We start from the raw sequence: 10932 nt of genomic DNA, 5'->3' as shown, positions 1-10932 counted from the left end.
CCTTTATTGGTTGCCAATGCTTCTTTGGCCAATTCAGTTGTTTTTTCATAACCCAAAATAGGATTTAGAGCCGTTACAACACCAACACTTCGATCCATATAATGCGCCAAAACGTCTTTATTTACTGTAATGCCATCGATACAGTTTTTTCTAAATAATGGCATTGCTTTAAAAAACAATCCTTGAGATTCCATCATGGCAATGGCCTGAACAGGTTCAAAAGCATTTAATTGCAATAAACCAGATTGTGCGGCAATCGTTACGGTCAAGTCATTTCCCATAACTTTAAAACACAATTGGTTCATAAGTTCTGGCATAACCGGATTTACTTTTCCGGGCATAATTGAAGATCCTGGCTGAAGTGCAGGCAAATTAATTTCAAAAAAACCAGTACGAGGACCAGAAGCCAAAATGATCAAATCGCTGCTTATTTTTGCCAAAGCAACTGCCATGCTTTTAAGTGTAGAAGAATACATTACAAACCCTTGTTGGCTAGTCGTAGCAGCAATAAGATCTTTACTCATTACAATTGGTTTTCCTGTAATTTTTGCCAGATGTGCTGCTACTTTTTCAGCATAACCTGGAGAAGCAGTAATTCCTGTCCCGATTGCTGTAGCGCCCATATTCTGCTCGCATAAATAAACTTCCGCTTTTTTTAAAGCGCTAATTTCTGCGTCAAGCTGATTCCCGAAAGCATGAAATTCCTGACCTACAGTCATTGGCACAGCATCTTGCCCTTCGGTTCTTCCCATTTTTAGAATGTCTTTAAATTCATCGCCTTTTTTATGGAAAGCTTTAGCCAAAAGATCTGCCTCTTGAAGCAGTTTATCGTTATGAAGAAGTAATGCCACTTTTATGGCTGTTGGGTACACATCGTTTGTTGATTGTCCCATATTAAGATCATCATGAGGTTCAATGTATTGATATTCTCCTTTTTTATGACCGCTTAATTCCAATGCAATATTGGCTAAAACTTCGTTTACATTCATATTCGCAGAAGTACCAGCACCACCTTGATACAAATCGACCAAAAATTGATCATGATATTTGCCGTCAATTACAGCTTGGCAAGCTTTTTCTATAGCAGCAAGTCTATCTTTTTTAAGTCGGCCTACATCTGCATTGGCACGTGCTGCAGCTAATTTAACCATTGCAAAAGCTTTTACATAGTCAGGATAAGATTGCGTAGTCAAGCTACTTATCTGAAAATTTTCTAATGCACGGGCTGTTTGTACTCCGTAGTACGCGTTTGCAGGAATCTGTTTTTCGCCTAGAAGATCCTTTTCAGTTCGAGTCTGAGCATTAAGAGCAATTACAGACAATCCGAACAATAGCAGATATTGTACAGTTTTACACATATTTTTCTTTTTTAAGTGATTAATAAAGACAAAGCTTTCTATTGATTTTTTCTATAAAATGCTTCAGAGAAGTTATATTTAAAAGAAAACTGTACTTTGTTTATGGAAGTGCTCCATCCGTCGTTGTAATTTTCGCGGTTTCCCCACTGAAATTCAGCTCCAACCATACAGTTTTTTACAGGAGTATACAAGATATTTGCGAGAGCGTACTGTCCCTTTTTAAAGGCGCTATCTGTTTGTCCGTCTGAGTTGTCAATATCAATCATCGAATATCCTATTGCAGTACTAAACTTATCACTCCAATTATGATCTAAAAAAGCGACAACCCCAACCACAGGAAGCGCAACACCTTTTACAGGAGTTACAGGATTACTCAAATTATTTTTAATACCTATATCGACAGGAGCATCATTCATGTAGTTCTGTACTCCTTCTCCATACATAACCTGTCCTCTAAAAACATCATTTTTACTGAAGTTAATGTTGGTACTTAAGTTAAGTCCCCAGCCTACTGCATCTCCTGACAAATTATACTGATCGTTGTTTTGATCTTTCCATTCAATTTTTCTTACGATACCTGCTAGCTCAATATACCCCCATTTAGTTCCAAGATGGTATTCTGCTGAAAGGTCTGGCAACGGAAATCTTGCTTTTACGCCTTGCAATTCTACACGATTGGCATAATCTCCCTGATCTGCACTTGCTCCAGGTCTTTCTAATGCAATGGTTAAACGAGTATCGCCTTGAATTGGCATATATCGAATCTGAATGTTTCTGAAAAACACCATTCCAGTTGGCCCCCAATATTCTAGTGAATTCGGGAATACGCCAATATCCATAAAAGGGCTCCAAGTTTGTCCAGCTCCAAATTTTCCTAATTCGGCATAAGCATGACGCAAACGAAAAGTAGTCTGTCCAGCATCTACACCAGTACCAAACAACTCGAATTCAAAATGTGTTTTCAATTCTCCAAGTCCAGTATTAAAATAATTTTTAAAGCCAAGTCTAGTCTGGCGCACAGAAGCATAGTAATTGCCGTCTGGACCATATTCATTTTTATACGAAGGCAGTTTAGTTGGCCTTACCACATCATACCAATCTGATTGAATTTGATTAAAATTATAACCAACATCGGTCATAATGAAACCATAGATTTCCATGCTTTTAGATCCTTCTTCTTGAGCTTGAGCTAAAGCGGAAATGAGAAAACAAATTAAAATGGCTCGATGCCTGATCGTGACCATTTGTAAAAACCTTTTTTTCATAATGATTATAGTTTGTTTATTGTGGGATACATTTACTACTATTCATTTGTTTTTTACAATCTGGGCTTAAAAATAAAAGTGACTTTATTTTTAAAAATCTGTATGTCTCAGAACTGGCTTTTAGCTTCAAAAATCTTTTCAATATTCTTTAAATTTTTCTTTTTTGGGCAGACAAAAAAATCAAGAACTTTATAATGTTGTCTTATTTTTTGTTAAAAAAGCAAAAAAAAGACACTACACTAACTGATTATCAAACAAATATAATCAATGCTAGTGCACGATTAGAGTTATTAACGGTTACATTTAACGGTTAAAAAATCAGATTAATAATATTAATATGTTAAATATTCACATATTTTTATAAATTTGTAACTACATCATATTTAACACTTTACCCGCCAAGTGACTTTTTTTTCGACGTTAATAATTTCAAATAATTTATTATGGAGTCAATAAAAAAAATCCCCCCGGATACCATTTACAATGAACTGGAAAATGTTTTAAAGTTTAATTCTTTCAAGAATTCAATACTGTTAAGCAATTTTCTGCGATATATAGTCACAGAAACCATAGACCAAAGACAACAGTTTATTAAAGAATATTCGATAGCTGTAAATGCTTTAAGCAGACCTTCTCATTTCAATCCTCACGACGACGCAATGGTTCGTATTCATGCAGGGCGATTAAGAAAACTTCTCAATGAATATTATTCTTCTGACGGAAAAGATAATTCGGTGATTATTCATGTCCCAAAAGGCGGTTACGTTCCCGAATTTATTCATAATAACAAAATGAGGCACATTGATTTCCCTATTAACACAAGTAAATCAAATCTAGTCATCACAGTATTTCCATTTAAATCGACTTCTCAAAGGCCCGATTTAGAAGCTTTCTCTCAAATTCTTTCCGAAGAAGTAAGTGCAGAACTTTCGCGTTTTCAAGACATTTCTGTAATAGGCCATTTTGCATCTAGTGTAATTTCAAAAATTAATGAAAATATTCTGGAAGCCGCCAGTTTAGTAGGAGCCGATTTCATTATAACAGGACATATTCAAATTATTGATAATAAAATGCAGATCAGAGTCAATCTTGTAAACTCCTCATCTGGTAAATTTATATTGACCAAATTGTTTACTCCTGCCACAATCGATGACGGCATTAGAATACAAAATGAAATCGTGAAAGATATCGTTTCCAGCATGGGCGGTTATTATGGCATTATCTTTAAAGAAATGGTAAAAACAGCACCTTCTAAAATATCAAACAATTCGGGTATTTTAAAAGCAATCTGCAGTTATCACGAATATCAATGCTCCTATTCTATAGAAAATTATGCAAATGCATTGGCCAATTTAAATGATGCCGTAGAATTAGATCCAAACCATGCTTTAGCTTGGGCAATGTTGGGCGAAATGCAATTGGCTGCTATTGCTCTCGGAATAGACAACTGCAAGAAAACAATCGAAAAAAGCAGTCACTGCATTACAAAAGCATTGAAAATAGATCCCAACTGCCAACAGGCTTGGTATTCGCTAGCGCTTTTAAGCTGTTTTAAAAAAGATCAAGACAACTGTCTTTCTGCCGCAGAGCAATGCATAAAAATAAACCCTAATTCTTCTGGCATTATCTCAGGAATAGGCTGCATGTTAATTTTTGCAGGCTATTTTGAGAAAGGCTTTAATTTGGTAGAAAATGCAATTCGAATAAATACTTCGCATCCGTGGTGGATTAATATTGGATATTGCTACTATTACATTCATAAAAAAGAATATCAAAAGTCCTTATACTGGGCAGACAATATGGCTTTTAGCGAAACCATTTGGGACTCTTTGCTAAAAGCGGTTTCCTTATCCCTGCTAAATGAAGATGCAAAAGCTAAAATACAGCTAAACAACCTTCTAAAACTACACCCCCAAACTCCAACAGAAATTAAAGAAATACTTTGCAGTTTTATGTTTTCTGATGAGGTTGTTTTTAGAATGGTAAACAGCTTAAAAAGAATTGGATTAAAAGAAGATATTTGATTATTTACAAAATATAGAAAACTACGCAAGTCCTAATAAAAGAGGCTTTGCGTAGTTTTTTGTTTTTAACTAAGTTAAAAATGCAATTTAGTTGATTGCTTAATGTAGCTTAAGCAATGCCAATATATCATTTACAGGAATAGTTTTGAGTTTATTATCGGCTTTACTTTATACACTTTATATCGTTTTTACGAGCAAAATTGGCAAAGAAACTCCCATGTTCGAAAAAAGTGCTTTAATGACCAGTGGTTCTGCCATGATTATATTTTTAATTAACTGTGAAGCCATTACTACAAGCACACATTTAGATTTTGGATTGCTGCAATGGGGAACATTTTTAGCCATTTTTGGAACTGTAATTCCGCCTATCTGTTTTACAGTCGGGATGCCTAAAATTGGCGCTGGCTTAAGTTCTGTTTTACTAACTTTAGAATTACCTGCAGCTGTTTTTTGCGCTCATATTATTTTGGGAGAAAAAGTCACTTTTCTGCAAATTATCGGAATTGCGATAATGCTTGGCTCAATCGTGTATCTTAACATATCGAAAGCTAAAAAAGAAAAAGTAATTCAAAACGAAACCGCAATATGTTAATCCATATAAACGAAAATAATCTTTACGCCGAATATCACAATAATTTTGAAAATCGTCCGACAATTGTTTTCCTTCATGATTCTTTAGGTTGTGTAGAATTATGGAGAGATTTTCCAAGAAGAATTGCGACCGTTTGCCAGTGCAACATTTTAATTTATGACAGATTAGGTTACGGAAAATCAGATCCTATGCAGACTTATATTCGTCCTGTAAATTATCTAGAACAAGAAGCTGACGTTTTAAACTTATTACTCGAAAATCTAAATATTGAAAATGCCATTTTATTTGGCCACAGCGACGGAGGTTCGATCGCATTAATTGCCGTAAGTAAATATCCAAATCGAATTAAAATGGTTATTTGTGAAGCGGCTCATATTTTTGTTGAAGAAATTACCCTAAACGGTATTCGCGAAGCTGTTGAAGCGTATCAAAATACAAACTTGCCTCAAAGGCTCCAAAAATATCACGGAAACAAAACCGAAACTATTTTTAAAGCTTGGGCTGAAACTTGGCTGCGAAACGATTTTAGAAACTGGAATATTGAACATTTTCTTCCCAAAATCAAATCTCCGCTACTATTTATCCAAGGTGAAAAAGATGAATATGGAACTTTAGATGAAGTCGAAAAAACAATAAATGCTACATCTGGAAAAACTGAAAAGTATACAATACCAAATGCTGGACATACACCACACAAAGAAACTCCAGAAATTGCAATAGAAAAAATAGTCGCGTTTATTACAACTTATAACTAAGCTACTTTCTTTGCTACACGTTTTTTCTTCTCCAGTAATTTAAGATGATTTTCGGCACACAGAATTTTCTCGGTCGTGCCGTTTTTTTGTATCTCGATGAGGTAATGAAAATCTCTTTCTTTTGAAGTCGATTTTATAATCAGTCCCTTTTTAAAATCCATTTTCCTTTCGATAATGGTTCCCTTATAAGATATCCCACTCAATGCTGTGTAGGAAACATCTTGTCCTTTTACAAATTTCATTGTTTTAGCCGTTTGTTCCTAATAATTGCTAATACTTCTAAATCTGAAAAACTAATATTAAGGGGGGAAATCAGTTTTTCTACTTTGGGCGAATGTAAAAAGTTTTGACAACTTACAACCCCGTATTTATACCTGTTTTGAAGTTTAAAGATAGTTAAAATTTGAATGTAAAAATAACCTTTCAAAAAAAAGTTGATACAATTTAGAACAGTTTCTTTCGCCTCTTTTTTAGCATGAATTCCTAGTTTTGAAAGAATGAATTTTCGTTTCAAAAAACAACTAAAAAAAGAGCAAAATGGTACAGGAAAGAGTAATGGAGAAATTGGCAATTTTAGCAGATGCAGCCAAATATGATGTTTCTTGCTCATCGGGACAAAGTACACGAAAAAACAAAAACAAAGGATTGGGCGACACAGGAGGCGGAATCTGCCATGCCTTTACAGAAGACGGACGCTGTGTTTCGCTTTTAAAAATCCTACTTACCAACCATTGCATTTTTGACTGCGCCTATTGTGTAAGCCGTAAAAGCAATGATATTAAACGAGCTGCTTTTACCGTTCAGGAAGTTGTTGATTTGACAATTGGTTTTTATCGAAGAAATTACATTGAAGGGTTATTTTTGAGTTCTGGCATCTTCGACAATGCCGATTATACTATGGAACGTCTGGTTAGAATTGTCAAAAAACTTAGATTGGAGGAAAATTTTAATGGTTATATCCATTTAAAGGCAATTCCAGGTGCTAGCGAAGAATTGCTAAAAGAAGCTGGATTATATGCCGACCGTTTGAGCGTAAATGTTGAAATGCCAACAGAACAGAGTCTTAAACTATTGGCTCCAGATAAAAATCATAAGGACGTGATTAAGCCAATGGAATATCTTAAAAACGAAATTATCGATTATCAGGAAGAGAAAAAATCCAATTACAAAACACCGCTTTTTGCTCCAGCTGGACAAAGCACGCAAATGGTAATTGGCGCAACAAAAGAAAATGACATGGAAATTCTTGGAATGGCCAATTATTTTTACGAACAAATGAAAATGCGCCGTGTCTATTATTCTGGTTATGTGCCAATAAGCCACGATAACAGGCTTCCTGCCATTGGAACTCCTGTACCTATGATTCGCGAAAACCGATTGTATCAAGCAGATTGGCTAATTCGCTACTACGGATTTAATGTCAATGAAATTGTTGGTTTTGACCAGCCAAATCTTGACTTAGATATTGATCCTAAATTGGGTTGGGCATTGCGAAATCTGCATCAATTTCCAGTAGATATCAATACGGCAGATTTAGAATTAATTCAGCGTATTCCTGGAATAGGATTTTTGAGCGCGAAAAAGATTGTTGCTGCAAGAAATTTCAAAAAATTACAGCCAGAAGATTTAAAAAAATTAGGAATTGCTTACAGCCGATCGAAGTTTTTCTTGGCTTTTTCTTCGCCTTTCTATATGCAAAAAGACCTAACTTCTGTTCAAATAAAAAGTCAGATCTTGAATTTGCAAAACAGTAAATACAAGAATAATTTTTCGAACCAGCTTTCTTTATTTTAATTCAAATGACACAAATAGTTTATGATGGAAGTTATGAAGGCTGGCTCACCGCGGTTTTTGAAATTTACGAGTACAAACTTAAAGACATTGTTTTTGCCAAAGAAGAAATTTCAAATACCCTTCTTTTTTCCAATACCCATTTTGTAACAACAAATGGAAAAAAAGCAAATCGAGTTTTAAATGGCTTACAGCAACGTCTTTCGCATCATGGTTTCAACAATATTTATTTTGCCTTTTTATCTGAATTGGAAAAGATAGAAGAAATCTTGTTTCGATTTGTCGAATATGCTTTTGCAAGTCCAATTAATATAGAAGGAGATTTAAGCCGAAGCGAAGTTTCGAATGTAAAAAAAGCAGCGCATTTAACGGGAAAAGAAAGTCATAGAATGAAAGCTTTTGTTCGGTTTAAACTAACAAAAGACAATTTATACTACGCCATTGTAGATCCAGATTGCGATGTTTTACCACTTATTGAACAGCATTTTAAAAATCGATATTCAGATCAACGCTGGCTAATTTACGACTCCAAGCGCAAATACGGAATTTACTACGATCTAGAAAATGTCTCTACTGTCGAAATGCAGTTTGAATCGAATGCTTCTTCGAGTTTTTTAGCCGAAATAAATGATGAAAACGAAGAGTTTTTTCAGAATTTATGGCGGAACTATTTCTGCAGTGTCAATATAGAATCGCGAAAAAACACGAAACTTCATATCAAACACATGCCAAAAAGATATTGGAAAAATTTGACAGAGAAAATTCCAAACCTCAACAAAAGATAATTTTACTTGCTTTTCTTAAGTGCGTCCAGCAACTCTACCATATCTACTACAGCATAAGTAGAACAATAGTCAGATACGGCATAAGGCAAGATTAAACTATTGTTATGAATAATTGCCCCGCAAGAGTACACTACATTTGGCACATAACCTTCTCGTTCATCTTCTAAAGGAGAAAGCAACGGTTCTGTAAGTCTTCCTATTTCTTTTGAAGGATCATCAAGATCAAATAACGAAGCTCCAATACAATAACGTCGCATTGTACCAACTCCATGCGTAATAACAAGCCAACCTTCTTCGGTCCATAATGGCGAACCGCAATTTCCTATTTGAGTAAGTTCCCAAGTAAATTTAGGCTTTTGCAAGAGAACAGGTGTGTTCCATTGTGTTACTCGATCAGAATACATAATATAATTGTTCACACCGTCAATTCTCGCCAGCATGGCATATTTGCCTTTTATTTTTCGAGGAAATAGAGCTAGATTTTTGTTTTGTGCACCTTCTCCATGAAGCGGCATAACTCTAAAACTATAAAAATCTTCAGTAGAAATTAACTTCGGCAAAATTGTATGTCCGTTATAAGCTGTATATGTAGCCATAACTCTAACAGAGCCATTATCATCAGTAAAACGAACAAAACGCGCATCCTCTATTCCGCGACTTTCAGAATCAGAAATTGGAAAAATGACACGCTCTGTAATATCCGAATCGTGTTTGAACTGCAAATCGTAAAAAGAATTTGCCAACCACAAAATTTCTTCCAATGCAACTTTTCTTTCTTCACGAATTAAAGGATCTTTTAAAGCCTCAATCAACATATTTTTAAGAACAGCAAATTCAAATTCTTCAGGAAGATCTTGCATAATCTGAGCAATATATTTATCAGTTGTATGCATCTCATACAGCTTGGTCAAAAATCGTTCTTTATTAAACAATGTTTTATGCTCAATTTCTGCTTGATCAATATGATTTCCTATTTTCATGATATGCAGATTATTGTCACGATCTAAAATTGCTCTTCTAAAAACAATCGACGAAATATGACCTTCACCAGTTGCCCGAAATGAAATAATAACACGTTTTTCTCCAACTTCAAGTCCTGTCTGGTCAAAATCTTCAACAATAGAAGGATTAAAAATTGCAGCCGATTCTATCGCATATTCCATTGTGCAATAAGAACCAATCAGCATTTTTCGGTCTAGAGACATCGCTTCATAATCAATTTGCATTGCTTCGATTATTGGTCGTATTCTTTCGCAATGTCTAAAAAATACTGCCGAAATATTTCGGTGTCTTCTAGCAAATTCACGAAGCGTCTGCTCCAAAGTCTGCAAAACTTGTTTTTCGTCTAGCATCATTATCCGAAGTACCATTTGCTGGGTTCTTTCTTGCCCATTCATAAAATATCGGGCAACAACTCTTTTCGAATCTGGTAATAATTTTATATTTTTTCGGACAACAGATACTCGCATAATTAGTTTTTTTTAAGGCAACAACTCTTAGGAATTATTTATTACACAACAAGTTACTAAAATTTGTTAAAGAAAAAAACTTAATTTTTTATTAAAACTTCGAATAAGCCTATAATTTCAGGTTTATTCACACGGCTTTGATCAAAAGTTTTTTTCATAATTTCGTCTCAGACCACCAACACAAAACAATGAAGAATAAAGTTAAATTTTTGAGGGAAGAAAAAAACATGACTCAAAATGAACTTGCCGAAAAATCTAGCCTTTCTCTACGAACGATTCAGAGAATTGAAGCTGGAAGTATTCTTAAAGGTTTTACATTAAAATCTATTGCCGAAGCTTTAGAAATCGATCCTGAAAACCTCATTCTTAAAAAAGAAAATATTCAAGTCGAAAGAGCTAAACTTATTAATCTTTCTGTTTTATCTGGACTTATAATTCCGTTTGGAAGCGTTATTTTTCCTTTAATATTATCTTATAAAACCAAAGATGCTACAAACAAAGAATTAGGAAAACAAATTGTAAGTCTTCAAATTATTTTAAGCCTTTTACTTTCCGTTTTAATGATTGCATGTCCGTTTATTCAAAAGTCTTTTGTTCTAAAATTTCCGCTTTTCATTATTCCTTTAATTGCAATTCTTAGTCTAAAACTTATTATTGTTATTCTAAACGGAATTAGTTTAAACCAAAAACAAGATTTATCTATAAGACTGAAAAACAACTTTTTATAATTAAAGTCATAAAAATGACGTAAAACTGTCGTATTGTTTTTGCACGAAAATCGGAATCTAAACCCGAATCTTGCAGGAAAAAATGACCATGAAATTATTTAAGAAAATTGCCGTTGTATTTCTCGCCAGTATCGTTTTATTCTTATTTGGAGGATATTTATATTT

Annotated in this window: 10 protein-coding genes; 6 read left to right on the top strand and 4 right to left on the bottom strand. The window is 34.3% G+C overall.

Features of this window, described 5'->3' with window-relative positions; translation table 11 throughout:
• Both B3J44_RS23785 and B3J44_RS23780 read right to left on the bottom strand, forming a co-directional pair.
• Positions 1-1358, bottom strand: a 1358-nt coding sequence (locus tag B3J44_RS23785; RefSeq protein ID WP_286971983.1) for an aspartate ammonia-lyase, incomplete at its 3' end; no start/stop codon positions are given.
• A gap of 38 nt (positions 1359-1396) precedes the next feature.
• Complete coding sequence (locus B3J44_RS23780; protein WP_286971981.1) at positions 1397-2623, bottom strand: DcaP family trimeric outer membrane transporter; 1227 nt, start codon at positions 2621-2623, stop codon at positions 1397-1399.
• Positions 2624-3066: 443 nt separating this feature from the next.
• Here B3J44_RS23780 and B3J44_RS23775 point away from each other — a divergent pair, with 443 nt between their 5' ends.
• The 3 genes from B3J44_RS23775 (at position 3067) to B3J44_RS23765 (ending at position 5994) form a co-directional block, all read left to right on the top strand.
• Positions 3067-4647, top strand: coding sequence for a tetratricopeptide repeat protein (locus B3J44_RS23775; protein WP_286971979.1), 1581 nt, complete (start codon positions 3067-3069; stop codon positions 4645-4647).
• Between the two features lie 145 nt (positions 4648-4792).
• Positions 4793-5239: an EamA family transporter gene (locus tag B3J44_RS23770; RefSeq protein ID WP_286971977.1), complete on the top strand. Its 447-nt coding sequence runs from the start codon at positions 4793-4795 to the stop codon at positions 5237-5239.
• Positions 5233-5994 (top strand): alpha/beta fold hydrolase, encoded by a 762-nt coding sequence (locus tag B3J44_RS23765; protein WP_286971975.1) that lies wholly within the window; start codon positions 5233-5235, stop codon positions 5992-5994. The genes B3J44_RS23770 and B3J44_RS23765 overlap by 7 nt, the downstream gene beginning before the upstream one ends.
• On the opposite strand, the gene B3J44_RS23760 is transcribed toward B3J44_RS23765, so the two are convergent.
• Positions 5991-6236 carry a hypothetical protein gene (locus B3J44_RS23760; protein ID WP_111362850.1) on the bottom strand — a complete coding sequence of 82 codons (246 nt, stop codon included), beginning with the start codon at positions 6234-6236 and terminating at the stop codon, positions 5991-5993. The two genes, B3J44_RS23765 and B3J44_RS23760, sit on opposite strands and share 4 nt — an antisense overlap.
• Before the next feature lie 295 nt (positions 6237-6531).
• Here B3J44_RS23760 and B3J44_RS23755 point away from each other — a divergent pair, with 295 nt between their 5' ends.
• Positions 6532-7788, top strand: coding sequence for a putative DNA modification/repair radical SAM protein (locus tag B3J44_RS23755; RefSeq protein WP_198857593.1), 1257 nt, complete (start codon positions 6532-6534; stop codon positions 7786-7788).
• Between the two features lie 5 nt (positions 7789-7793).
• The gene (locus tag B3J44_RS23750; protein WP_286971970.1) at positions 7794-8570 is read left to right on the top strand and encodes a TIGR03915 family putative DNA repair protein; all 777 of its coding nucleotides are present in this window, start codon (positions 7794-7796) and stop codon (positions 8568-8570) included.
• 2 nt (positions 8571-8572) lie between these two features.
• On the opposite strand, the gene B3J44_RS23745 is transcribed toward B3J44_RS23750, so the two are convergent.
• Positions 8573-10039 carry a glycoside hydrolase family 130 protein gene (locus B3J44_RS23745; protein WP_198857595.1) on the bottom strand — a complete coding sequence of 489 codons (1467 nt, stop codon included), beginning with the start codon at positions 10037-10039 and terminating at the stop codon, positions 8573-8575.
• Between the two features lie 188 nt (positions 10040-10227).
• Between B3J44_RS23745 and B3J44_RS23740 the strand changes: the two genes are divergently transcribed.
• On the top strand, positions 10228-10767 hold the full coding sequence (locus B3J44_RS23740; RefSeq protein WP_286971968.1) for a helix-turn-helix domain-containing protein: 540 nt from the start codon (positions 10228-10230) through the stop codon (positions 10765-10767).
• Positions 10768-10932 lie beyond the last annotated feature (165 nt).

This window comes from Flavobacterium sp. UBA4854 (assembly GCF_002399805.1).
GTDB classification, from domain to species: domain Bacteria; phylum Bacteroidota; class Bacteroidia; order Flavobacteriales; family Flavobacteriaceae; genus Flavobacterium; species Flavobacterium ginsengisoli.
Note: the sequence above shows the minus strand (reverse complement) of the source record. Positions and strands in the feature narration are given on the sequence as shown.